This window comes from Streptosporangium vulgare (assembly GCF_042428775.1).
GTDB lineage: Bacteria > Actinomycetota > Actinomycetes > Streptosporangiales > Streptosporangiaceae > Streptosporangium > Streptosporangium vulgare.
The window spans coordinates 129,949-154,354 of sequence record NZ_JBHMBS010000008.1 but is presented as its reverse complement, the minus strand read 5'-3'; the positions used below and the strand labels follow the sequence as shown (position 1 = coordinate 154,354).

General features: G+C 66.9%; 19 protein-coding genes and 2 pseudogenes. 9 read left to right on the top strand and 12 right to left on the bottom strand.

What is annotated here, in order from left to right; translation table 11 throughout:
• Nucleotides 1–23: 23 nt before the first annotated feature.
• From ACFFRH_RS18810 to ACFFRH_RS18795, 4 genes are all read right to left on the bottom strand, one after another.
• Nucleotides 24–1,772 (bottom strand): DEAD/DEAH box helicase family protein, encoded by a 1,749-nt coding sequence (locus ACFFRH_RS18810; protein ID WP_344748840.1) that lies wholly within the window; start codon nucleotides 1,770–1,772, stop codon nucleotides 24–26.
• Nucleotides 1,769–4,291 (bottom strand): ATP-binding protein, encoded by a 2,523-nt coding sequence (locus ACFFRH_RS18805; protein WP_386158157.1) that lies wholly within the window; start codon nucleotides 4,289–4,291, stop codon nucleotides 1,769–1,771. The genes ACFFRH_RS18810 and ACFFRH_RS18805 overlap by 4 nt, the downstream gene beginning before the upstream one ends.
• Nucleotides 4,292–4,372: 81 nt before the next feature.
• Nucleotides 4,373–5,824, bottom strand: coding sequence for a PIN-like domain-containing protein (locus ACFFRH_RS18800; RefSeq protein ID WP_344748843.1), 1,452 nt, complete (start codon nucleotides 5,822–5,824; stop codon nucleotides 4,373–4,375).
• Between the two features lie 186 nt (nucleotides 5,825–6,010).
• On the bottom strand, nucleotides 6,011–7,270 hold the full coding sequence (locus ACFFRH_RS18795; RefSeq protein ID WP_344748844.1) for a DNA cytosine methyltransferase: 1,260 nt from the start codon (nucleotides 7,268–7,270) through the stop codon (nucleotides 6,011–6,013).
• Between the two features lie 104 nt (nucleotides 7,271–7,374).
• Here ACFFRH_RS18795 and ACFFRH_RS18790 point away from each other — a divergent pair, with 104 nt between their 5' ends.
• The gene (locus ACFFRH_RS18790; RefSeq protein WP_386158152.1) at nucleotides 7,375–7,881 is read left to right on the top strand and encodes a very short patch repair endonuclease; all 507 of its coding nucleotides are present in this window, start codon (nucleotides 7,375–7,377) and stop codon (nucleotides 7,879–7,881) included.
• 87 nt (nucleotides 7,882–7,968) lie between these two features.
• Here the strand turns inward: ACFFRH_RS18790 and ACFFRH_RS18785 are convergent, their stop codons facing one another.
• Complete coding sequence (locus ACFFRH_RS18785; protein WP_386158149.1) at nucleotides 7,969–9,192, bottom strand: helix-turn-helix domain-containing protein; 1,224 nt, start codon at nucleotides 9,190–9,192, stop codon at nucleotides 7,969–7,971.
• Nucleotides 9,193–10,135: 943 nt separating this feature from the next.
• On the opposite strand from ACFFRH_RS18785, the gene ACFFRH_RS18780 reads away from it, so the two are divergent.
• From ACFFRH_RS18780 to ACFFRH_RS18755, 6 genes are all read left to right on the top strand, one after another.
• On the top strand, nucleotides 10,136–10,729 hold the full coding sequence (locus ACFFRH_RS18780) for an ATP-binding protein (RefSeq protein WP_386158146.1): 594 nt from the start codon (nucleotides 10,136–10,138) through the stop codon (nucleotides 10,727–10,729).
• A 503-nt stretch (nucleotides 10,730–11,232) separates the two neighbouring features.
• Nucleotides 11,233–11,964 (top strand): CPBP family intramembrane glutamic endopeptidase, encoded by a 732-nt coding sequence (locus ACFFRH_RS18775; RefSeq protein ID WP_386158143.1) that lies wholly within the window; start codon nucleotides 11,233–11,235, stop codon nucleotides 11,962–11,964.
• A 327-nt stretch (nucleotides 11,965–12,291) separates the two neighbouring features.
• Nucleotides 12,292–12,672 (top strand): VOC family protein, encoded by a 381-nt coding sequence (locus ACFFRH_RS18770; RefSeq protein ID WP_386158140.1) that lies wholly within the window; start codon nucleotides 12,292–12,294, stop codon nucleotides 12,670–12,672.
• A 19-nt stretch (nucleotides 12,673–12,691) separates the two neighbouring features.
• Nucleotides 12,692–12,991 carry a hypothetical protein gene (locus tag ACFFRH_RS18765; protein ID WP_386158137.1) on the top strand — a complete coding sequence of 100 codons (300 nt, stop codon included), beginning with the start codon at nucleotides 12,692–12,694 and terminating at the stop codon, nucleotides 12,989–12,991.
• A 56-nt stretch (nucleotides 12,992–13,047) separates the two neighbouring features.
• Nucleotides 13,048–14,277, top strand: coding sequence for a serine hydrolase domain-containing protein (locus ACFFRH_RS18760; protein WP_386158133.1), 1,230 nt, complete (start codon nucleotides 13,048–13,050; stop codon nucleotides 14,275–14,277).
• A 354-nt stretch (nucleotides 14,278–14,631) separates the two neighbouring features.
• Nucleotides 14,632–15,039, top strand: a complete 408-nt coding sequence (locus tag ACFFRH_RS18755) for a hypothetical protein (RefSeq protein ID WP_344749039.1) — start codon at nucleotides 14,632–14,634, stop codon at nucleotides 15,037–15,039.
• Between the two features lie 93 nt (nucleotides 15,040–15,132).
• Here the strand turns inward: ACFFRH_RS18755 and ACFFRH_RS18750 are convergent.
• The 3 genes and pseudogenes from ACFFRH_RS18750 to ACFFRH_RS18740 all read right to left on the bottom strand — a co-directional run.
• A pseudogene (locus ACFFRH_RS18750) lies at nucleotides 15,133–16,155 on the bottom strand (cryptochrome/photolyase family protein); the annotation flags it as partial.
• 73 nt (nucleotides 16,156–16,228) lie between these two features.
• Nucleotides 16,229–16,576 (bottom strand): annotated as a pseudogene (locus ACFFRH_RS44815) (cryptochrome/photolyase family protein); the annotation flags it as partial.
• A 356-nt stretch (nucleotides 16,577–16,932) separates the two neighbouring features.
• Nucleotides 16,933–17,376 carry a hypothetical protein gene (locus tag ACFFRH_RS18740; protein WP_386158130.1) on the bottom strand — a complete coding sequence of 148 codons (444 nt, stop codon included), beginning with the start codon at nucleotides 17,374–17,376 and terminating at the stop codon, nucleotides 16,933–16,935.
• Between the two features lie 163 nt (nucleotides 17,377–17,539).
• Here ACFFRH_RS18740 and ACFFRH_RS18735 point away from each other — a divergent pair, with 163 nt between their 5' ends.
• Nucleotides 17,540–18,268, top strand: coding sequence for an FHA domain-containing protein (locus ACFFRH_RS18735; RefSeq protein WP_386158127.1), 729 nt, complete (start codon nucleotides 17,540–17,542; stop codon nucleotides 18,266–18,268).
• A 175-nt stretch (nucleotides 18,269–18,443) separates the two neighbouring features.
• Here ACFFRH_RS18735 and ACFFRH_RS18730 read toward each other — a convergent pair whose 3' ends face one another.
• From ACFFRH_RS18730 to ACFFRH_RS18715, 4 genes are all read right to left on the bottom strand, one after another.
• Nucleotides 18,444–19,904 (bottom strand): serine/threonine-protein kinase, encoded by a 1,461-nt coding sequence (locus tag ACFFRH_RS18730; protein ID WP_386158124.1) that lies wholly within the window; start codon nucleotides 19,902–19,904, stop codon nucleotides 18,444–18,446.
• 383 nt (nucleotides 19,905–20,287) lie between these two features.
• Complete coding sequence (locus tag ACFFRH_RS18725; RefSeq protein WP_386158121.1) at nucleotides 20,288–21,517, bottom strand: CU044_5270 family protein; 1,230 nt, start codon at nucleotides 21,515–21,517, stop codon at nucleotides 20,288–20,290.
• Nucleotides 21,514–22,035, bottom strand: coding sequence for an RNA polymerase sigma factor (locus ACFFRH_RS18720; RefSeq protein ID WP_386158119.1), 522 nt, complete (start codon nucleotides 22,033–22,035; stop codon nucleotides 21,514–21,516). Before ACFFRH_RS18720 ends, ACFFRH_RS18725 begins: the two co-directional genes overlap by 4 nt.
• A gap of 189 nt (nucleotides 22,036–22,224) precedes the next feature.
• Nucleotides 22,225–23,601: an alpha/beta fold hydrolase gene (locus ACFFRH_RS18715; RefSeq protein ID WP_386158117.1), complete on the bottom strand. Its 1,377-nt coding sequence runs from the start codon at nucleotides 23,599–23,601 to the stop codon at nucleotides 22,225–22,227.
• Between the two features lie 163 nt (nucleotides 23,602–23,764).
• On the opposite strand from ACFFRH_RS18715, the gene ACFFRH_RS18710 reads away from it, so the two are divergent.
• Complete coding sequence (locus tag ACFFRH_RS18710) at nucleotides 23,765–24,370, top strand: MarR family winged helix-turn-helix transcriptional regulator (RefSeq protein ID WP_386158114.1); 606 nt, start codon at nucleotides 23,765–23,767, stop codon at nucleotides 24,368–24,370.
• Nucleotides 24,371–24,406 lie beyond the last annotated feature (36 nt).

Sequence of the window (24,406 nt, the reverse complement as noted above, 5' to 3'; positions counted from 1 at the left end):
CTCGTACTCTCCTGCGGCGTAGGTCAGCCTGGAAACACTTCAGGAGGATAGCGGAGGATATGGGCATCTTCCCCCGCGTCTTGGACAGCTGCTACATCGCCCAGCCACTCCCGCAGGAAATCGGCGGTGGGCTGGTCAGGCGAGTGAGCGCGCATGAAGGTGACCTTGCTACCGAGGCGGACGCGGGGTTTGAGAGCGTCACTGCGATCAAGCTGGTTCTGGAGGTCGATGCCGACCGCAAAACGGCGGATGTCAGAGACGAAGTCGAGTACGATGACGCGACTCTTTCCTGGCGCGAGTCGTAAACCCCGACCGAGTTGTTGGATGAAGATGCGCCGACTGTGAGTGACGCGCTGAAAGACAACGATGTTGACGTCAGGAACATCGATCCCTTCGTTCAAGATGTCCACAGCACAGAGGATCCCGACACGACCGTCCGCGAAGTCCCACAGGATGCGACTGCGTGTAGGGATGTCGAGAACCTTGCCATCGCTGGTCTTTGAGGCGATGACTTCCGCGCGAGTGAAGCCGATTGCGTTGATCCGAGCGGCCATCTGCTCGGCGTGGTCGATGGTGCCGCAGAACACGATCCCTCGTGGCACGGCCTGTTCGCGCCACGCCTCAGAAAGGCGGAGTACCACGGCGTCGTCCCACTCTTCAATGAAGAGGGTCCGGTTGATGCCTCTGGGGGAGAAATCGTGCGCATGTTCGGGCAAGCCGTGGGTGAGTGCTTGCCAATTGATGTTGTCGGTATACATCCGGTAGTCGACATTGGATAGGTACCCTTCACGCAGACCACGTACCAGATCGATGTCGACGATAGGGAAGTCGAACCACTGATTCAGTGCTTTGCCGTCCGGCCGCCATGGTGTCGCCGTCATCCCCATGAGAAACGATCCGCCATCGCCGGCTGATAGTTCAGTGAGCACGGTGTTGTATGCCGTGGTGCCAAGGTGATGGCATTCGTCGACGATGACGAAGTTGAAGTCGGGCAGTGAGCGGCCGGAGTTGATGGCGCTCGCAACGCTGTCGACGCATGCGAAGACAATGTCCAGGTCTGCCAAGGTGTCGGCGCTCGGACGCTCATAACCGTTCCATACACCAGTTGCAGCTGAAGCCGGGAGCATGGGCCAGAATGCTCGTTCGAGCTGATAGACGAGTTCGTTGCGGTGGGCAAGGACGAGCGTTTTCGAACTTGTACGGAGTTTGGCATACCGCCTGTAGAACTCAGCGGCGACGAAGGTCTTACCGAGCCCGGTGGCCAGGACAACCAGGGCGCTCCGAGCACCAGCGATGTGTTCTCCCATGATCCGGTCGACAGCTTGCTCCTGATACGCCCTCAGCTCATATCTATCGGGGAGCCTCTCAGAAAGAGGAGCGAGCGGCACCAGCTCAGCCTGCTTCAGGAGGGTGCGCCGGTCCCAGAGCTGTAAGGGGATTCCGTTGGCGGCAAGCTGGCCACGCTGAACATGCACCGAAGCTTCAAAGCCATTCAGACCGACCAGAACAGGGACGTCCGCGTCGTACTTGCCGCACGCGGCCAACGTCTCAGCGACCGCACTCGGGCCAACAGGCGTACGCCAGCGCTTCAGCTGAAAGAGCCAGCGGCGACCGTTCAACGTCGCAATGACGTCAGCGCCACCGTCACCAGAGGCGCCGACCCGCTGAACAGCTTCGTAGCCCCGGGCCAGTAGAAGCCGTTCGACAAGCCGCTCGAAACCTTGCCATCCGATGTCGGCGAGAAGTAGATCGGTAATGATGCCCTGGGTCATGACAGCTTGCTGGACAGGAACTGTACGGCGGCGCGTGCGCGTACGACCAGAAGCTGCTCTGGTTGCTCATATCGGAGATAGGAGGCACAGTCCTGAAGGCAACGCAGATACTTGAGCTGAAGATCATCCTGCAGCTTGCCAGCGACCACCATGCCCAGCTCCGCTTCGCTCGGCCACGGGTCACTCCAGACTCGGCCACCGAACCAGGACACAGGATACTTGCCAAAGAAGTCAGTGATCGCATCGCGGGAGCAGTACTTCAGATAGCCGCCCTTCTTAAGGGTGCCGAGCTCGGCTAGGTCGACACCCGCACTGATCATCTCTTTCGCCATTGCAAGCTGCTCCGCCTCCGGCAGCTCGTCGTAGAAGTCGCTGGCGTTGGGTGCATCGAGAATGCGCCCAATGATGTCGTTGAACAGCTGCCGGATCTCCTCCCGGACTGTGTCTGGATTATCGGTCACTGCGTCGCCCCATCCCTGCATGAGCAGGTCGGTGGTGAGAACAGCGACATTGTGGCCAGGCTTGCCATGCATCTCGGGATGCAACTGATAGATGTACTGTGCGGCTTCCCCCGCGATGAGATATTCGGGCCGCAAGCCACTACTAGCGAAGACGGGATGCGTCAGATCCACGAACACGATGAGCATGCCTGGTCTGATCTGCGTGACGAGGGGAACCGGTGGCCTACCGTATGACGCAATGATCGGCTGATAGACGGCATGTACCGTGACATCGAGCGGGCTGCTCTGTTTGCCGTTGCCCAGGGTGACAACGAGGGTTCTCGCACCGAGATTAGGAGCTATCTCAGATCTTTCCCTAAGGACATCGGTGCTAGCCGGATGGGGAGAACCTTCCGGGCTGCCACAGGTCTCACAGCGGTCCTCACCTGGCTTATTATCAGCTTGGCAAACCGCGCAGTGCCAGGGGAAGCGGACCTCAGGGTTCTGGTCAGCGTCGCAGTGTGGGCAAGTTGCCGCTGATCTGAGGATCATTCGGCGGCAGTCGGCGTTCAGACACGACCTGCCAATGAGAACGTCGCCGCAACCGATGCAAGTTTCAGCGTCTTTGACATTCTGGAACATACATGTGGGGCACTCAGGGAGTTCTTCGATAGGCGGCTCGTTCGCTTGCTCTACGAACTCCCACCACCGCGCATCATCGTAGTAACCCGGCTGCCGTTGCAGGAATCGCCGGTAGAAATCCTTTTCGGTGTCTCGCGGAATTCGCTCAGCCTTCTGCTTTGCTGAGTTGTACACACCCATGTACATGTCGGCACGCCCGAAGTTGCGAACTCTACGATAGCCCTGGTAAAGCAGTGAAACAGGCGAGTCGTTCGTATGGCCCTCGGGCCACTTGCTGGGCAACAATGATCCTTGGCGCAACAGCGCAATCGCGCTCGCCCACTCCTCGGTAGCAGTCTGAAAATTCTGCTTCTGGAAGTCGACAGGCACATGGTCAAGGTGAATCTCACCGACAATGCGGCCGTACTGTCCGTCGATCGGATACTCTCGCTCGCTCTTACCCGAGACAGGGTCTACGTGAACGAAGAAGGCTTCCTTCTCATCGGTGCGTATGGCGCGTCCGTTACGGACCAGATCGATGCCGTAGTCGTCCTTGTCGTCGAATCGCTGTATGCCAACCCATCCGTGTACGCGCTGCGGGATCTCCCGGCTCTCCGTACGTCCACAGCGGGGGCACGAACTCGCGCCGCGGAAGTCAACGCCATCGTAGAGGCATCGCCGGGATCGGCCGAGTTCCTTGTCGATGCGGATCAGAGCAGGGATTTTTCCGTACTTGGATCTTTCTACAAAACGCTTATCAGACCACACGCAGTGCTCGAAAGCCCGGCAGAGCTCACCATTCACAGTGATCCGTATGCCCCGCTCTGAATCGCCGCGCAACATCGTTGCGTACCGGCGCCCGATTCGGTCTCGCAATGTGGCCTTGGGCATGCGCGCGACTTCGCGTATAAAGCCATGGTTGGCATCCCCATTTGGCCACCAGCCACGGATCTCCACAATGGTACCGTGTTCGAGCCCTGGAGGTTTTTCGATCTCCTCAGCTGTGACCTCGAACGTTCCACTCCGGACCAGTTCCGGCAAGTCCAGAGTCACACGGACGGCATGAGCGTCTCCGGCCCTTGCAGAGATGACCTGAGTGACTTTTCCTAGCTTGCCCGTGGCGATGTTGAACCCCATACCGAATAGGCCGAGGTTGTCGAAATGGTTCTTGGAGGTGTATCCAGCCCGCATCGCGTTCGCGATGTGCTGTTCCGTTAGGCCTGGCCCAGTATCGCGCACCCGGATAACGCCTTCACTTCGCTCCACCTTGCTAAGGCCGGGGACCTCGATCACGACGTGGCGAACAGGAGACGACTCCCCAGCGATCTCGGCCGCGTGGAACGAATCAATCGCATTGTCGATCAGCTCGCTTAGCGCGTCGAGTGGGGTGATCGGTGTCCGCGTCAACGCGACCAGAACATCCGGCGTGGGTGTGATGTCAAGCAGCTTGTGGGCCATCAGAGGCGGTCCTCAGTCTGGACGGGGGTGTGGGCCAAGGGGCAGGCGGCTATTCTCTGCAACCTTTTGCTGTAGCGCAGCTCAGAAGATGACAACAGAGCCCGCCTTCTCTCGTTGGGCGAGCTGTCGTTGCGCGAGCCGTAGGAGGGAAGAACGATCCGCTCTCGGAGAGCTCTTGATGATCTGCATCAGCCATGGAGCGATCCATGTCGAACTCGGCGCTGGGAACTCTCCTCTGGGCAAGCTAGTACCCGGCACCCAGTCTGGAGCGGGGGGAAAGTCGCCCGTGGCGAAGGCAACAAGGTCCACGGCCAACTCGCCAAGATCGGCCTCACGCAGGCCCAGTTCTAGCGTTACGCCGATCAGCCACCATTGGAACAGGCGATGGCGGCTTTCCGCTATAGCGGCCCTGATCACTGAGCTTGAGAGATGAGCTGCCCGATAGGCTAGTAAGGGCAGATCTGCCGGTGGAGAGAGAGTCGCTGCCTCGGTTACTGTAACCATCTGGTTGAAATCCTCGTCGGTGTCCTCGCGCGACTCCGCAGTCCTGCTGATCTCTTCAACCGTTTCGGCGGTGAGCTCGGCATTCAGGAACTCGCTGACTCCTTCGAAGAACGCTTTGGTCTCCATGATGAGTAGGTCGCTATTCGTGCGACTGCGGAACTCGTTGATGAGAGAGGGCCATGGTCGACGCAAGTCCGAACCGGATCCAGCAGGCTCGTACCAGTCATCTTTCACGTCAGCAGAAACGAATAGAACACGTTCTATATTGACTGCACTCGCGGCATACTTGATCATCTCTTCCCAGAGGAGATAGTCGCCCGCTGCTTGAAGCGCAGTTGGCTTTTCATGGTCCGAGTATCCGGGCGGGATCTTATTCGGGAAGCGATAAGCGACAGCCCGCTCGACATGTGCCCGCAGTTCGTCAGGATCTGGTGGGGGACCGATCCTGTCACTATAGAGGGCCGCGACCTTGGGAAGAACAGGGTCCGAGCCGCCGCTGACATCGCCAATTTTGATGTCCTGAGATGCCTTCAGCTTGTCGATGCGCTCACAAAGCGCTTGCCGCCACGGATCGAGGAGCTGCTTGAAGCTCGTCTCATTAATAAGTTCGTCTAATTCTGCCTTACCTGCTTCGTCGGCAGCAAAGGTGCCGAGCAAAGCCTTCACCCCGTTCAACGCTTCCCGAACGTCTTTCCATGCTTCTCGCAAGGGCTGGTCGAGACGATTCTTGGCCTTTTGAAGCCTGTCCGTGCGATCCGCGATGACACCTCGCCTGCCTCTGACGAACTCCAGCCCCACCTGGTATGGAAGCCAGAGCCGCGATGCAACCAGGTTCAGAGCATCAAGGACCTGCTTTCGGGCATCAGGGGTGTATCGATAGAGATCGAGCAGTACGTTCGTGTCAAGGACAATCAGCGCGTCGTTGAAGAAGCCCTGCCGACTGTCTCCGGTCACACCACTGTCTGAGTCGACCCAAGCCCGATACTGCTGCAGGATTGAGAGCCCTTGGCTGCTCACCTCGTTAGCCACGCGAAGCCACCTCGTTCACATCGGAACAGAAGGGTCTCGCTACGGCCGAGGGCTGGTCAAGGCGTTTCAAGAACCAGCTGATCTTTGCAGGCAAGCCGACCATGGTTTCCATGGCTAGCTCGTCCATTGGAGCGAGGCCGCCGGGTGGACGGTTGGTGCTGGCCCTGCAGCCCAGGCTGCTTCCCGCTAGCTGATCGTCGGGAGTTGCATCTGAAACGCTTCGTGGCGCGGGTGAGCATCCTGACCAGTGAAGGCTTTGAACTCACCAAGGCGATAGACGGTGATGCTGCCACGCGCCTTCTCTTCGATCTCGAAGTCTCGCTTCAGATGATTGATATGCCGCTCCAGAGTGTGCTGGTCGAGCGGGTGAGGCAGAGCCCGGGAGATGTCTTCGACACCCATGTAGCGGGTCGACTTCCGGAGGACGTGATAGACGGGGTCGTGAACAGGCTTGACCTCTTCGATCAGTGTCCTAGGCTCGGTCTCGTGCCCCAGTGCTCTGCGGATGGCAGAGCCGATCGCCTCGGCAACCGGAGGGGGGAAGGCGTTCCCGATCTGCCGGTAGACCGAAGTCTTACGGCCGAAAAACTCCCACTTATAGCGATCGTCGTCCCAGCCTTGAATACGAGCCACCATCGGCCAGGTCAACTTGGGATTGAAGTCAACGGGGACCTCCGGGCCCGGGGCACTGTCTGCGATCCCCCAGCCATCAACACCCATTTCCGCCCAGGCAGCCTTGGCGCGTGTGGGGCCCAGATCGGCACCGCCGTGCTTCTTGGAGCCACCGACGATGGTGGGAGCTATCTTGTTGGCCTTCTCACGCCAGGCATCGGCACCCGGCCATCCATTGGCGGCCATCAGGTCATGGACAAGCTCGCCAACGGTAGGGGGTTTGGTGCGTGAAGGTTCTGGCCAGTCGAAGTACGCAAACTCCTCAGGACGCATCGCTACGAGGACGAACCGTGGCCGAAGCTGCGACACTCCGTAGTCCGACGCTTGAAAGAGCTTCCAATCCGCGACATAGCCCATATCGTGGAGCTCATCCAAAATTGCCTGCCGGTAGGCCGTGAAGCGGTTCATGCTGAGCCCGCGGACGTTCTCAAGCAACAGCGCGCGCGGTTTCACTATGCGGCACTGCTCGACCGTCCAAGCAAACAGGTCACGCGTGTCAGTAGCCCCAAGCTGTTTGCCGGCGATAGTGAAGGGTGGGCATGGCACCCCCCCGGCGAGCAGATCAATCCCCTGGTAGTCAGCCGGGGTCCAGATCTCGGGATCGGCGACGTCACCCGAGGCAACCTTCCATCCAGGACGGTTCAACCGCAATGTGCTGCAGGCGTTGGCATCGAGCTCCACAGCGAGCTCGTGCTCGAAGCCCGCACGCTCCAAGCCGAGAGACTGTCCTCCTGCTCCAGCGCAGATCTCCACGACCCTGAGTTGCTCCGCCACGGAGTCCTCCTGTGATACCTGAGTGCCGAGCGGGGAAGCAGTCATGAGCAGTATCTTCTCTCACGACTTCCCCTGATAGTGAATCGAGTGCAGGATCCGGCGAGATGGTGTCCAACAGTCCTAAAAGTGATCCTCGTGAGCAGGCTTGGGCGAAGGGCTTGTACCCGCGTCCGATGAACGAGGGACGATCGCGCAACATGCGTGCGAATCGACGTTCCAACACCAAGCCAGAAGTAGCTCTGCGTAGCGCATTGCATGCTCTGGGCTATCGCTACAGGAAGGATCTCCGGCTCGACCTTCCTGATGGCGTCCGCGTACGGCCGGACATCGTCTTCACTGCACGCAAGGTAGCCGTCTTCGTCGATGGCTGCTTCTGGCACGTCTGCCCTGAGCACGGCAGGCAACCAACGACAAATGAGTGGTACTGGACTCCTAAGCTTCGTCGCAACATGGAGCGAGACCGAACAGCAAACGCCGCCCTTGAAGTAGCAGGTTGGCGCGTAGTACGCCTGTGGGAACACGAGCCCCTCCCCGCTGCTGTCGATGCAGTCACAGAAGCAGTAGGGCCAGCCTCTGTCAAACACGAGTTCGAAGGTACAGCTAAAGACTGACAGTCCTGCTGTGAACCTCGCTACAGAGTGAGGGGGTAAGATCAGCGGACCATGAAGCACTGAAGCCAGTGAACTACCCTGCGACGTTTATAAGATGTGCATACGCACACCAAGCCGACGGATTCGTTCCCGGTAGCTGTATCGCTCAAGATCTAACAAAGTCCGCACGGCCTGCTGTGCCATCGGATGGTTGCGGACGAGCAGAGGAGCCACCTTCTCGGCACGCTCCAGCTCTGCCAGCGCGGCCTCCCGCTTGCCGCACCACAGCAGCCCGCGCGCATGGTCGAGATGGTGATGCCCCGCACGGCTGGATTTCAGGCTTTTCGGGAGCTGGATGGTCTCTCCGCGCTGTACGGCTTGGGGGCCGTCTCCCAGTTCGACGGCAACGGCGACTCCGTGAATGTCGACGTTCGTCTGATTGGTGGAGAGGTCGTAGTAGTCGGTGCGCTGGCGCGATCCGAGTCGGGTGACCGCCTCGGCCGCGAGCCGGTGACGTGACCACGCCTCATCGGCGTCGTTCTTGCGGGCGGCGGTGATCGCTGCTCGTAGTTGAAGGCCGCCCCAGACGGCCAGCGCTTCAGGATGTCCTGCGGTGTACTCGCCCTCGATGTCGGCACATGCAGCGTCGAGCAGGGTGAGCGCGTCGTTCCATGAGGTACTGGCCCAAAGGCTCCGGATTCGCAGATAGGCGAACACGGCTCCGTTGTACGGATCCCCCGCCTGTTCCCACGCCCAGCGGACCCGGCTGGCGGTGATCAGCGAAAGGTCGGCGTAACCAAGGTTGTAGACCACCGAGTCGGCTGCCAGATAGGTCAGTGCGAGCAACCTGAATGCCGTACTCCGGTCGGGCTCGGGGTACAGGTGGGTCGCCGCCTGGAGTTCGGAGAGCAGGGCCGGCAGTGCGTCGGCCAGTTCCGCGTAGCGTGCCTCCCCCCGTAGCCAGCGGGCGTGATCGATCGCGGCGCGGAGGTCGGGCAGCGCTCGCACCTCACCGACCCACTCGGGGTCGAGGTCGTAGCGCTCCAGGTGACGACGTATCTCAGGAATCGCCGAGTGGCCGCGGTCCTCGGCCGGAGTGTCGCCGCGGTAGGGACGCGCGGTGAGCTCGTTGGGATGGACGCGCAACACCCGGGAGAGGGTGTTGACCAGCGCGATGGAGTCCAGGGGGATGCTGTCGTTCTCCACTCCGGACACCCAGGACTGCGCGCGGCCGATGCGCCGCGCCAGCTCGTTCTGGGTGATGCCAACGCGCTTACGAGCACGTCGCACGCGCGTTCCCACACTTTCCGCTGCCGGATCCGAGTAGGCCATGGCCTCACGGTAACCCGCCCTGACGCGCTTGGCTCCACTCCTCGTCAAAGTATCAACGGCACTGATGTCGCTGCCTCTGCGCATCAATAGCTTCACTCTCCGTGAGGATCGATGGGCGTGGGCGTGACAGCCGACGGCGAGGAGTACGGGGTGCCTCGCCTGACGCGTACGCAACCCCTCACACGGAAATCACGGCTTTCCGAAGCGGGAGCCGGTCCACCGGCCAAAGCACAGACGTAGCCGATGACACCACCATGAAAACGGCTCTGCCAGGGCGAATGACGTCGCCCGGCAGAGCCTCGACCGCACACTGGAGGTGCGACCTGTGTCCGACCCTAATAGAACACCAAAGATCATCCGGGTCCGCTGGCATGCCGAGCAGCCGCCCTCGCCCCTCGGTTGCCGTTGGTGCGGCCATCCTCCGTACGCGCACGACGCCGCCAGCCTGCCGCATCGGCCCGGTCACCTGTGGGAGCAGCCCACCCCGGCCCAGGTCCGTACCCGCATGACGGCCCGGCGTCGCCTCGGGCTCTGCGGTCGGCTGCCCTCGGCCGTGCCCCCGGTACCGGCCGCGCCCACCCCATCCACCGCGCCGAACCCGTTCACCACCGTTACCGCGCGCCCCGCAGGTCGTCCCCTCGCGGGTTCTTCCGCGGGAAGAGGACGGCACGCGCGACCGTCCGCGACGACCGCGCCGTACGGGCAGCCGTCGTACGGACGGGAGGCGTCGGGTGTGCGGCCCTGGCCGGGCAGGCGCGAGGCGTACCGGAAAGGGGTGACGGCATGAGCCCGCCACCGGTTGGAGCGGTCACCGGAGCATCGGTCGGGATAGACACGATGCCCGAAGCCGGGGAGGACGCGGTGTCGTGGCACGAAGACCATGGCGGCGGAAGTGACAAGGGCACCACGAGTACCGAGCTCACGCACGAGGGAGGTGACCGAGATGGCGACGCGCCTGCTGTCCGCACTCGTCGGCGTACTCGCTGACCGCTTCCGTACGACAGCCGACGACACGACAGCCGGGGACGTCACGAGGGCGCCCGCCATCTGGTCGCCGCACCTGGGACGGATACCCGGCTGGTCGACCCCGCTGAGCCCCACGCCCGTGATCTCCCAGCGGTTCGCGGCCAGCCCTGACCAGGTGAGACCCGCACGCGCCTTCGTCGCCGACCTCCTCGGCGACGGCCACCCGTTCCGCGACGACGCCATGCTCCTGACCAGCGAACTCGCCACCAACGCTGTCGAGCACTCCGACGCCGGTGAGCACTTCGACGGTAGTGAACAGTCCAATACCGTCGAACGCTCCGGGGGCGGGCCGGGCGAGCGGCCCGGGGAGTTCGTCGTCACCGTGGCCTTCCTCCCCCACGGTGTGATGATCACCGTCCAGGACCCCGGCTCCACCCGGATCCCCCACCTCAGGAACCCCGGCCTGGACGCCACCGGTGGCCGGGGACTCCTGCTCGTCAACGACCTCGCCACCCGCTGGGGCTTTCACCGCGACCCCACCGGAACCGTCATCTGGTTCGAACTCACCTGAACAGACCGGCGCGGCGGCGCGAGCCTGAAGGGACAGCGCCGCCACGCCTCCGGCCAACGGAGCCACTTCCGGTCTCTGCTCAGCGGTTGAGCACGGTGGCCGACCGTCCGCACACGGCCCGGCTGGGCGGTCCGGCGGGCAGCGGAGGCTGTCCGGGGTCGGGCAGCAGGGTCCGCCCCATGATTCTTCCTGCTCCGTGGTACCACCAGTGACACCACGTCATGACCTCACCTGCGGGAATGTCATGGCGAGGTCATGACATGGTCGCACTGCCGGATGAGCGTGGCGACGGCTGAGATTGACGGCATGTCCTCGACGTTGGACGGGCTCAACCGACGACCTGTACGGCCCCGCCCAGCCTGACGTCCTGAAACGCTTCGGCCACGCACTGACAGCGGGTCCGGAGGCCGACCGGCGACCCCTGCCTGCCGGGCACACGCCGGACACCACGCACCGGGCCCGGCGACACCCACCGCGCCCACGAGAACAAGGAGTTCACCACCATGTCGCCTGACAATGCCGACCACCCGCAGCGGCCGGCCCCGGCCGACACCACTTCCCCGGCGCGCCCGGGCTGGCCCGAGATCGTGGTCGGCCTGCTCGCGTTGGTGGCCGCGATGGCCGTGCTCGCGTTCCTCGGCCCGCTGGGGCTGGAGGCGGACGCGGTGGCGTACGGGCTGATCCTGGCCGCCTGGTCGGGCATCGTCGGCTTCGTCGGCTTCGCCGCGGCGGCGCTGATCCGCATCCGCTCCTGGGGTGCCTTCAGCGTGCGCCGTACCACCTGGCGCTGGATGGGCATCGGCGCGGCCGCGGGCGTGGTCGCGTTCGTGCTCAAGGGCGTGGTGAACTATGCCGTCATCGCCCTGACCGGGTTCGACGCCGATCCCCAAGGCTCGTACCACGACGCGGCCGGCGGCGGCGTGCTGCCCCTGATCCTGACCTTCGCCTTCCTGTCCGTCCTCACCCCCATCGGCGAAGAGTTCCTCTTCCGCGGTGTCGTCACCAACGCACTGCTGCGCTACGGGCCCGTCGTCGGAGTCCTGTCCAGCTCGGTGGTCTTCGCGCTCTTCCACGGCATCAACCTCGCCATGACCACGGCGCTCGTGGTGGGCGTCATCGCCGCCGAGGTGATGCGCCGCAGCGGGTCGATCTGGCCCGCGGTGGCCGTCCACGTCGTCAACAACATGGGCCTGCCGCTGTTCGTGCTGATCACCGGAAACGCCGGGCCCGGCTGATCGAGATGGACACGACGGAACCGCTCGACCGCGCCGCGCCCATCGAGATGGGTGCGGTGCGTTTGTGCGGTACGTGTTCGTGCCGGAAGTACGCCGCTGGAGGCCACGTACAACGTGGGCGACTCGGGGGCGGTCCAGAAGCGGATTCAGAAACAGCAGCGGCTCACCGGCGTGGAGCGCTGCCCGGCTCGGACCGTCAACCATGGGGTTAACGACCGTTGCGATGGTCGCCGTTGATCCGCGGTACCGCCTGGCGTGATGCTTGCTTCATCCAAAGAACACGCATGTCAGGAGGTGGATGGGGATGTCCTTTTCTGGTGCCGCGGGGTGAACATCGTCTCTTCCGCGGTGTCCCTGACCGTCGCCGACCCGGTCGCTTCCAGCCGGTTCTTCAGCGATCATCTCGGCTTCCGGGAAAGCCTGGTCGGCGAGAGGTTCATCGGGCTGGGCCGTGACGACGGGGCTGTCGACCTGGTCCTGGTCGAGCGCGACCTCGAACGGTGGCGACCGGGACAGGGACTGGCAGAGGTGATCGTGGTGTTCGCGGTCACCGGCCTGGCCGCCGAGTACGAACGGCTGCGCGCTGAAGGCGCCGCCATCACCATCCCGCTCCGGCGGGAGCCGTGGGGTGAGCTGCTGATGCAGCTCACCGACCCCAACGGTGTGAAGATCCAGCTCGTCGAGTGGATCTCCCCCGTCACTGGCTGACTCCGGACCGGCCGACCTGGTGGCTTCGTTCACCGCGACCGTCAGCGCGACCGTCAGCGTCACCATCACCGTCAGCGTCACCGGTGTCGCCATCATCGCCGTCGCCGCCGTCATCACCGTCACCGCTGTCACCCTCACCGTCACGGTGCCGACCGGGCGCCGCCGTGTCAGTGGCGGTGTCAGGACGGTGACACCGCGATATCAGAGCGGTTGGCGATGGTGGACGCATGAACGATCCGGCCATCGCGGCCTCGGGGGCCGCGAACCGGACCACGCCGAACTCACCCCCGCCCCCGTACGCCGCTCGTGGAAGCCATGAGCACCGGCCCGGGGCGGGACTCGCAAGATCGAATACTGTCTGCAAGGAGATTCATGATGGAAACCGGCAAGAGCGGCTTCTCCGAAGCGGGGTTGCGCAGATTGCACGACGTGCTGGCACGGCACGTCGATTCCGGGAGGATTCCCGGGCTGGTCGCCCTGGTTAGCAGGGGCGGCGAGACGCATGTCGAGACGATCGGGACGATGTCCCATGACGGTGGCGCGTCGATGCGCCGGGACACGATCTTCCGGATGGCGTCCACGTCCAAGCCGGTCGCGATGGCGGCGGCGATGGTCCTGCTCGACGAGTGCAGGCTGCGGCTGGACGACCTGGTGGAACCGTGGCTGCCGGAGCTCGCCGACCGGCGGGTGCTGAAGCGGATCGACGGCCCGCTGGACGACACCGTGCCCGCGCGGCGGCCGATCACCGTACGGGATCTGCTCACCTCCACCTTCGGGCTCGGCATGGACATGACGACGCTGGGCACTCCGATCATGGGCGCGATCTTCGAGCAGGGGCTCACGCCCGACCTGCCGGAGCCGATGCCCGAGCCCGACGAGTGGATGCGCCGCCTCGGCACGCTTCCGCTGATGCACCAGCCCGGAGAGCGCTGGCAGTACCAGATCAGCCACGATGTGCTCAGCGTGCTGGTGGCCAGGGTCACGGGCCAGTCGTTCGAGGAGTTCCTGCGCGAGCGCATCTTCGGCCCCCTGGGCATGAAGGACACCGGTTTCCACGTGCCCGACGAGAAGATCGACCGGCTGCCGACCCTCTACGCCCCCGACCCGCGGACCGGAGAGTTCCACGTCTGGGACGAGGCCAAGGGGGGACGGTGGAGCCGGCCTCCGGCGTTCCAGGGGGGTGGCGGAGGGCTGGTCTCCACCGCCGACGACTACCACGCCTACTTCCGGATGCTGCTGAACGGCGGGACGCACGGGACCGAACGAATCCTGTCCCGGCCCGCCGTCGAGCTGATGACCACCAACCGCCTCACGCCCGAGCAGCAGGCCGCCCGGCACGCCATGGCCGTCAACAACGTCCATGTGTCGTACGGCCAGGGCCAGCACGGCGGCTGGGGCATGGGGATGGCGGTGCGTACCTACCGTGGCGACTACGCGCCCATCGGCCAGTTCGGCTGGGACGGCGGAAGCGGCACCACGACGTACGCCGACCCGGAGAACCGGCTCACCGGGATCCTGCTCACCCAGGTCGGGATGTCGGTCCCGGATCCGGCGCGGCTCATCCACGACTTCTGGACCACGCTCTACCAGGCGATCGACGACTGACACCGAGCCCGCGCCCGGTAAGTCCAGGCCGACACGTCCAGGCCCGGTACGTCTACGCCCGGTACGCCCAGGCTCGGCACGTCCAGGCCCTGCATGCCCGGCATGCCCACGCCCGGCATGCCCGCGGCGCCCGACCTGCGGCTCCTGGCGGCCGAACCGCCACCGTTCCCGTGCGGGTCGGACCCGGCCCTGTCCGTCTGAGGCTGGGGACGCCTGAGGCCGGAGGCGCCCGAGAGCGCGATCCGACCGGGCGGCCCGGCCTGAGCGACCGAGACACCCCGGGCACCGCTGGGACCGCATTTCACCATCCGTCCGTTCTCCCTTTTCCCCAAAGGTTCGAAGGAGCACATCACCATGTCCGTCACCCTTACCGACCAGGACAGGCTCACCCTGCGCACCGCCGCCTACGGCGCCGTCACGCTGCTGGCCGCCGCCGGCGCGGGCGGCAGGCCCGGAGCCCACCGGATCGCCACCGACGGCTCCATCGCCCTGGCCTCCGCCACCGGACTGGTCGGGCACGTACTCGCCGACAAGTCCACCGGCGTCAAACTGAACGGCAAGTCCGTGGCCGCGATCGCCGACCACGTACTGCCCGCCCTGACCGCGGCGATGAGCCTGCTCAACGAGCAGGACCCGGCGGAGGCCGACAACTTCCGCGGCACCGTCGTCCTCGCCATCGAGACAGCCACCCACCGCGGCGACCCCAGCCCCACCCTCGCGGACATGACCCGCAAGATCACCGCAGCCCTCGACGCCGTTTGAGGGGACGTCACGGAGGTTCGTCGGCCATCTGTGCCACCCACCGGGCTGAGGGACCGGCCGGGCTCGGGGGGCGGCCGGGCTGGCGGGCCGGGGTCAGGGGGGTGCGTCGCCGCGTGCGGCCTCCTGGGCGCATACCTCGTCGAGGTCGTCGAGCCGTCGCATGCCGTGCACGCCGCGGGCCGTGCGCGGGTTGGCGGCCAGCCACTCCTGGTTGCGGGCGAAGAACCACCAGTAGCCCGCGGTGAACGGGCAGGCGTCCTCACCGGTCCGCCGGGAGGGCCGGTAGCGGCAGGGCGCGCAGAAGTCGCTCATCCGGTTGATGTACGCGCCCCCGGCCGCGTACGGCTTGGTCGCCAGCATGCCGCCGTCGGCGTGCTGTGACATGCCGATCACGTTGGGCACCATCACCCAGTCGTACCCGTCGACGAAGCAGCGGTGGAACCAGTCGGTCAGCCGCGCGGGGTCGTACCCCCGCTGGAGCGCGAAGTTCCCGAGCACCATCAGCCGGACGATGTGGTGGGTGAACCCGGTGTCGCGTACCTGGGCGAGCGCCCACGACAGGCAGCGCGCCTCGACGGCGTCGGCGTCCAGTTCCTCGAACCAGGCGGGCGGCGCCGCGCGGGCCGACAGCCGGTTGAGGTCGCGGTAGTCCTCGCCCAAGTACCGGTACAGGTGCCAGATGTAGTCGCGCCAGCCGATGAGCTGCCGCACGTAGCCCTCGACGCTCGCGAGCGGGGCGTGCGCCCGGTAGGCGGCCTCGGCGGCCCGTACGCACGTCATGGGGTCGAGCAGCCCGAGGTTGATGGCGGGCGAGAGCATGCTGTGCGCCATGAACGGGTCGCCGGCGAGCATCGCGTCCTGGTGCGGGCCGAAGGCGGGCAGCCGATGGCCGACGAAGTGCCGCAGCGCGCCACGGGCCTCCGCGACGGTGGCGGGGAAGGTGCGCGGGCCGTCGCGCCCGACGAAGGACACCTCGCCGTCGCGTTCCCACCGGTCGAGGTCGTGGCGCACCCGCTCGTCGATCTCGTCCTCCTCGGCCGTCCACGGGCCGGGCACGTCCAGCCCTCCGGCGGGTGGCGGCTCGCGGTTCTCCGCGTCGAGGTTCCACCGGCCGCCGGCGGGCTCGTCGCCCGCGGCCGAGCGCCTCGGCGAAGGTGCCGGTCCGCAGGAACAGCGCGCGGTCGCCCAGCTCGGCCGCCCGGTGCCGCAGCGCCGAGAGCACCAGGTGCGCCTTCTGCCGGTGGTGGCGCCGCCGCCGCAGCGCGGACCTGGCCTCGACCAGCAGCACCGGCTGCTCCTCGGAGTCGAGGAAGTGGTCCCCGAGCTGATCGGCGAAGAGCCATCGCCTGCCGTGTTCCCCCATGCCGCCATCTTGACGGCTCGGCGCACCGCTTCCTCCGCGCCTCGCTGGCCGGACCGCGTGCGGTACGGCTCCTCGTGACGACCGCGCCTCGCCCGGCCCCTCCCCCGGGGCCTCCCGCACCGCCGCCTCTGAGGTGGGGTCCAGGTGCGCGGTGGCCTCATCGAGGATCACCATCCGGGGTGGAGGCACCGTGAACTCCGTGTCCTTGCCGGCCTGGCCTCATCCGGGTTCGGCACCACCGGCGCGGGTGAGTTCGTGGCCCGCGAAGGAGGACGGGGTCACAGGCCCGTCGCGGAGTTCCCGGATGGTCCGGGTGCCGGAAAAGAAGACAGCGGCCGGTCCCCATGGGGACCGGCCGCTGTCTCAGTGAGAGGAAACCTCACCCTGGCTCAGGACGAGCGAGGCGTGACGAGCGAGACACGACGCGACGCGCGTGACGTGACGTGGCGGGATGCGACGAGCGCGACGTGACGTGGCGTGGCGGGATGCGACGTGACGGGCGTGGCGCACGAGGTGTGACGGGCGGGACGTCAGGCGCCGTAGAACCACTTCGACGTCCAGATCCTGATCCACTCGCCCGGCGGGTAGACGCGGCCGTTGGTGACGATCCAGCGGCTGTTGGATCGCACGCAGTCGACGTCGGGCCAGTGGGGGGAACCGTAGGCGTTGGAGTTCTTCCCGCTGGGCAGATCGCGGTACGGGCCCTTCGCACCGCAGTAGAAGTGGCTGCTGGCGTCCCGGCTCAGCTGCAGCGTGGCGCCCGTGCGGTTGTAGACGATCCCGCAGGGGTTGGTGACGCCGCCGCATGAGGTTCCCAGCGTGCCGACCTCTCCGTCGCGCGGCTCGTCGGTCATCACCAGGGCGTCCGGCGGCACCACCGGGTCGGCGTGGGCGCTCGGCGCTCCCGCCAACGTCAGAAGCAACGCCGTGGCCCCCACCGCGGCGGCCCCCGCCCGCGTACGTACTGCGAACATGCTTTTCTCCCGTAGGTTGTTTCGTGCGCCGTACCGGACCTCGCCGAACGGCGGCTGCCAGCACGCTGGGCCCCTGAAATCCAGCGCTGACGTGAACATCGTTCGGCATAGGGTGGGGTACTGGGAACCTGGAAGATTCCAGGGTGCGGTGAGGGCGTGATGGATGCGGACGATCCTCTTGCAGGCCGAGGGCTCTGGCGCCGAACCTGCCGTCATCGAGCTTTCTCCCGGCCGCGAGATCACTTTTGGTCGCGGAGCGGCGAGCGCCCCCGTCGACTTCCTGCTGGATCATCCAGGGGTCTCCAGGCGGGCCGGGATCATCTGCGCCATGGAGGACTACTGGCTGCTCACCAATCTCAGCCATGACTCCACGCTGGTCGTGGAGAATCCCGAGGGCGGCGGGGAGTTCCTCAAGGTGGCTCCGCGGCGGGTGGCGGCGCCCGTGCCGTTCGAGTTCGCCCGCGTGGTGCTCCCCGTGGCGGGCGGCACCTGTTCCTTCCTGGTGTTCGCCTCGCAGCACAGTTTCATCGACCCTGACGCGCCCGAGACCCCGGCGGTCGGCGAGCCGACGATCTCCGGCTTCTCCCTGGACGAGACGGCGAAATACTTTCTCGTGCTGGTCGCGCTCTGCGAGCCGCGCCTCCGCGACGGCGCGTCCTCGATGATCCCGACGGTGCCGGAGGTGCTGGAACGGTTGCGCGAGGTTCCCGGCTGCGCGGGGCTGACCCGGGCCGCGGTCAACTTCCACATCGACTATCTGGCGCGCACGAAACTGCGCGTCAAACCGTCCTCTGGTTCACGCAAGGCCGACTGGCAGCGCGCCGCGCTGGTCTCCGTCGCGCTGCGCTTCGACCTGGTGCGGGAGGAGCACCTGAAACGGCTGAGCACGTGATCATCACGGCTGACACCCGGCCCGGCTTCCCGCGTGAACCTCCGGCCCGGCCCCCTGCGTGAACCTCCGGCCCGATCCCCTGCACGGCCATCCGGCCCGGCCTCCGGTGTGAGCACGGCAGCCACCCTGCCCGGCCTTCCGTACGGGCACGACCGGCGCCCGACCTCCCGTGCGATCACGGCTCGTATTGGGCCCGGTACTTCCGCACCCGTTCGACGAACGGCCGGAAACGTTCGGGAATCCCGTTCTCCTTGCGGATCACGTCGTCGGAGGAGCGGAACGCCGCGGCTCCCAGCAGGCCGGGATCTCCGGGCACCCCGGCCAGCAGGGGGAGCCGTACGCACATGTAGCGGCCGACGGCGGGGATGGTGTCCTCGGGTGACAGGGGCGGGGTGAGGATGACGCCGCGGCGCTCGGTGGGCAGGTAGTACTGCAGCACCGACGGTGTCCAGCGCGCGAGGCCGTACTCGTTCTTGGCCACGTCGGAGAGCCCCGCGTCGAAGTTGCTCTCCGCCTTCAGGATTCCGGCGATCAGTGCCGGGCTCAGACCCGGATCGTCGCACATCGTCCCGGCTTCGACGATCAGGGCGCGGTACTCCGGGGGAATGTCGGAGTCGGAACGCAACCAACGCCCGTAAGGATCGGCCACGGAGGAGTCGACCATCCCGGCCCCCGAGACACCGGCCAGCACCAGAAGGGCCCCGGCGATCGCCCCCGCCGTCCGCGTGCCCGTTCGCCGGGGCGAGACCTCGACGGTGCCGGCCAGCACCCGCGCCCGGTAGAGCTGGCGGGCCGCGCTGGGCCGGAGCCTCGCGTCAGGGGTCAGGCACTCACTCACCCAGGAACGCCAGGCCTCGGGCAGCGAGACCGGAAGCGTCAGGGGGCGATCGCCTGCCGCGTACTCGGCGGCGGCGACGTAGCGCGCGCGGGCGGTCGGGGCGCTGAAGGGAAGATGGCCGGTGAGCAGCTGGCATGCCGTCACGCCCAGTGCCCAGACATCGGCCGAGACGCGCACGGCGTGCCCCCGCTCGCTCACGGGCTCGTTCCAGCGCTCAGGAGGCACGTGGTCCACGGAGCCCATCGGGGGGAGATAACCGTGGGTCCCGTCTATCTCGGTGGTCAGGCCGAAGTCGGCGAGACGCACCGAACCGTCGGCCATCACGAGCACGTTGTTGGGCTTGAGATCCCCGTGCACCCATCCCTCGGCGTGCATGTACGCCAATCCCTCGCAGATCTCGGTGATCAGCCTTGGCGCGTCGGGAACGGCGCCCCCCGCTCGAATCAGATCGGCCAGCGACCGTTCCGCCAGGTCCATGACCAGAACGCACGCACCGTCGAGTTCAGGATTTTCGGTGTCGTCGACGACGAGCGTTTCGCGTAGCCGAATCAGCCGGGAATGCTGGAGCCTGCTGTGCAGGCGTATTTCCCGCTGCGTCATGTCCACGAAGTATTTCAACTGCCGCCGGGTGACCGTGCCCGTGGGCAGGAATTTCAACGCCGCGCGCGTCGCGCCCTCACCGTCTCGAACTCCCAGGTAGACGCTCGCCCAGCTCCCCGTGGCGATGGGTTTGCCGACCCGCCAGTCACCGACGCGATACCCTCGGGGAACGTTGACCGCCCATCCCTCGGTGTCCACCGGCCTCCCGCCTTCCCGGCATTTCCCGGCCGGAATCGTCAGAGCATGATCCGTGCAGTCAATTATCGCGACTCGCACGAGTGGACGGCGCCGGAAAATATGCTTCCACGCTTCCGGCACACGGCGGTGAACGGTGTGACCGGCCGCGCCCCGCGGCCACTGCCTCCCCGGCTGGAACGACCTCCGCCGGGCCGTCCGGCGGTCACCGCCTTCCTGGACGGGGACGACCGCCGCCGGGCTGCCCGGAGGACGTGCCGGGATCGCGTCGGCGGCGGATGTCCCGGCCCGCCGTACGCCCCGGGAGTACGGCGGGCCGGGAATGCGGGGGTCGGAGGTCGGGGGGCCGGAGGTCCGGGAGTCGTGGGGGCCGGGAGGTCCGGGATTCAGGACGCGGGCTTCTCGTCGGTCCATCCGGCTTCGAGGACGGTCCGGGAGTTCCACACGGTGCCCGGTTCGAATCCGGCCTGCAGGCCGCCCGGCCGTACGACGACGCTGTCCGTGGCCAGTGCCCTGCCGGTCGCCTCGTCGAAGATCAGACGGTTCCGCAGAACTCCTTCGGCGCCCTTGGCGTCCGCCTTCGCCCTGACCCGTTCCTCGATGGAGACCGCGCTGCCGGTGCGGCCCTCCGCGTCGGTGACGCCGCGGGCGACCTCGATGGTCTTGAGGTCGGCGAGCATCCGGAAGGCGGCGCCGCGCACCTTCGGGGTGATCGGCATCTCGGTGACCAGCCCGACCGCGACGGTGAACAGCCAGGCGTCCGACGCCATCGGGGTGTCCGCCTCGGTGCCGGTCCCCTTGTACGAGCGCAGCAGCCACGCCTTGAGGCGGCCGGGGTCGGCGGGCAGGCCGCGCAGGTCCTTCATGGTGACGTTGCGGCCCAGCCAGAACACCTTGTCCCCGTCGACGAGCGGAGTGCGGCTGTCCTTCGCCTCTCCCGGCTCGGTCGACAGGACGTACCCCTCCATTTCGCCCCCCTGCTTGCCGCCGGGGACCTCGACCTTGATCTTGGACGGGGAACCGGCCCGCTTCCAGGCCGCCTCGTCATCCGGGCTCGCGGGCCGCGCCCCGAGTGACCACGTCCGGTCCCACCGGTCCCTGCCGGTCGCCGACGGGGTCCAGGCCTCGCTCCGGGTCCGCTCGACGACGCTGTAGTCCTCGTCCGCCACCTCGGACAGCATCCGGCTCACCGACACGGTGTACCAGTAGTCGCCGGTCGTGTCCGGCTGGCGGGCCGCTCCGTGGGCGGCGGCGAGCAGGATGGATCGGCTGGAGAGCTCGGTCTGCTCGGTCTGCTCGGCTTGCGGGGTGGAGGCCGACGGGCTGGAGGTCGACGGGCCGAAGACCGTCCGGCCCGGGTCCGCTTGAACGGAGGGCGCGTCCGGGACCGTGCCGCCGGTCGCGGAGATCGTGACGGCGACCGCGGTCACGGCCGCGGCGGCTCCGGCGAGGCCGAGACCGAGACCCCACCCCGGGCGGACGGTCCTGCGCCCGGCCGGTGCCGGACGGGGCCGTGCCATGGCGCGGGAGAGCTCGGCGGCCCTGGTACGCGGATCGACCGGGGTGTCCCCCAGGTGCTCGGGGCGTGCGGCCCGCAGCTGATCGATGGGGTTCATGACCACTCCTCGCTGAGGTTCCTCATCCGGGGTCCGGGGTACGCGGCGGTGTCCATCCCCTGCTTGAGCCGCTTGCGCGCGCGGTGGAGCCGTACCCGGAAGGCGGTCGGAGAGCAGCCGACGACCCGTGCCGCGTCGCGGGGAGAGAGCCCCTGCCAGGCGGTGAGGATCAGGAGCTCCCGGTCGTCCTCCGACAGGCTCGTCAGCGCCTTGAGCACGCTGAGCCGTTCCGCGACCTGCTCGGCGACGTCGTCCTCGGTCCAGGCCCGCAACTCGGCGCTGAGCGCGTCGCGCCGGACCTCGGCCCGGATGTTGTCGCGCAGCACGTTGCGGGCCACCCCGAGGAGCCACGGCAGGGCCGGCTCCGGCACCTCCTCCAGCCTTCGCCAGGCGATCGCGAACGTCTCGCTCACCACCTCGTCCGCCACCTGCCGTCCCGCGCGGCTGACCACGTAGGCCCAGACGCGTTGTCGGCACTCGTCGTACATGCTGGTGAACCGCTGCGAGTCGTCCGTCACCGCCCCGCCCCCTTCGTACCGGATGTGTTGTTCTGACACCGGGAAATGGCCGGGACCCCTCGTTTGTTACCTGCCTCCTTCAGAAAAATGGTACGAACCACTACAAATCAGGAATCGTCCCTGCCTGGAGGCGGTCCCAGGCACCCCTGGCACCCGGCCCGCGGTCCCCGCGTCCCGCCCGCTCGCGCGTCAGCACCTCGTCCCCGCCGGAGGCAGTACGCGGTCGGTGAGGTAGCGGTCGATGTGGGCGCGGGCGCAGGGGTTGGAGACGTAGAGCGTGTGGCCGGGTCCCTCGTGGCGGACGGTGACGCTGCCCGGCACCGGCCCGAGCACCCGCTGGACGGCGTCGGACTCGCCCCAGGCACCCGCGCCGAGCATGGGCGGCAGGCCCTTCGGCAACGGGGCGGGCGGGTTGGTCACCGGCACCGGCCAGCCGACGCAGCCGAGGGTCCCGGTCGCCAGGGTGTTGGCGGTGCCCGCGTTGGGCGCGACCTCGCGCAGCCGGGCGATCGTCGCCCCCAGCTCGGCACGGTTCGCGGGACGCGGCCAGTCGACGCACTCGGTGACGCCGGTCGACTGGTCGGGATAGCGGGAACCGCGCTCGGGCACGAAGCCGGAGGCGTCGCCGCCGGCCGCCGCGCGGATGTCCCGCGCCAGCTCCGGCCACGCCTCGGCCCCGCCCCTGGCGGAGCTCACCACGAAGGCCCGCAGGTCGCGTCCGTCGTACGCGATGCCGGCCTGCTTGGCGTGGATCGGCGTGCGGTCGGCCCTGGCGACCAGCTCGCGCCACTTCGCGGGTACGTCTCGGCACTTTCCGGCGGCGGCGCACCAGTCGAAGAAGCGGCCGATGGCCTCCTCGTTGCTCCTGGCCATCGCCTCCAGCTCGCCGGTCCAGTCGGAGGTGCTGTGGTTCCACGTGCCGTCGAGCACCATCGTGCGCACCTGGCCGGGGAAGAGGCGGGCGTAGTCCTGTCCGTAGAACCCGGCGTAGGAGGCGCCGTAGAAGTTGAGCTTGCCACCGCCGAGCGCCTTTCTGATCGCCTCCATGTCCCTGGCGTGGTCGGCCGAGCTCATGTTGGCGAAGAACTCGGGATCCTTGTTGCGGCAGGCCTCGGCGTAGCCGCGGTTGGTGTCGGAGAGCCGCCCGAAGTCGGCGTCGTCCTCGGGGAACGCGGGCAGCGGGACGCGCGTCCAGGTGCACGGCAGGCCGGTGCTCAGGCCGCGGAACTGCTCGCCGTAGCCCCGGGTGTCCCAGGTGACGATGTCCATGCGCTCGCGGAGCCCGGCCCACTGGGTCATGGACTGGGTGATGGCGATCCCCGGCGCGCCCGGCCCGCCGTAGGCGATCAGGACGGAGCCCTCGGAGGTGCCGGTGGCCTTCAGGCGGCCCAGCTTCAGGGTGATCTCGCGACCGCCGGCCCGCTGCCAGTCGACCGGGACCCGCAGGTCGGCGCACTCCATCCCGATCTTGTCACCCGGGCAGGCGCTCCAGTCGAGGGGGTCGGTCCGTGGTGCCTGTACGCCCGAGCCGAGGAGGGTCAGGGCGATGGCGATTGACGTCAGCATGACGGCCACGATCGCCGAACGGTCACCCCGGCCACATCGGAGCCCGGTCTGATTCCGGGGACGGCGGATCAGACCGGGGGATGTCATCCCGCGACGAGCGGGCTCTGTCCGAGGTCTCCGCGTCGACAATCCAGGGAAGCAGGTACTAAAGTGCTACTTCATTATGAAGGACGTACATAAATCATCGACCGAGTTCGCCCGCGATCCCGACGGCTCCTTCTTCGATCCCGGGGCGAGGGCGGCCATGGCCCGGTTCACCGCCGGAGACGACACTCTCGCCCTTGAGGCCGCGACCGCCGTCCGCACCGCGTTCCACGCGGTCGAGCGCATACGGGCCCACGGCGCTCAGGGCCGCGGGCTGAGTTCGGGGGCGCTCGACATCCTGATGCGCCTGAGCGCCTCGACCGGCGACGGGGTCAGCATCGGCGACCTGGCCCAGTCGGCCGGAGTGAGCTCCCGCAACGTCACCGGGCTGGTCGACACCCTCGAACGCGACGGGCTGGCGCGGCGGGTCCCCGGTCGTCACGACCGTCGCTCCGTCCTGGCCCAGATCACTCCCGCGGGACAGGCGTGGATCGAGTCCTTCCGCGGGCCGACCCAGGCCGCGATGGCGGCGATCTTCCGCGACTTCACGCCCGCCGAGCTGACCCAGCTGCGACACCTGTGCCTGCGCCTCGCCGAGAACCAGCACCGGGTCTCCCTGCACCTGGACCAGATCGGCGCCACGAACAGCGCCACGGACGGCGGCACAGACAGCGGCACGGCGTGAGCCGGGCGTCCCGTACGGCAGGCCACCGAACGCCGG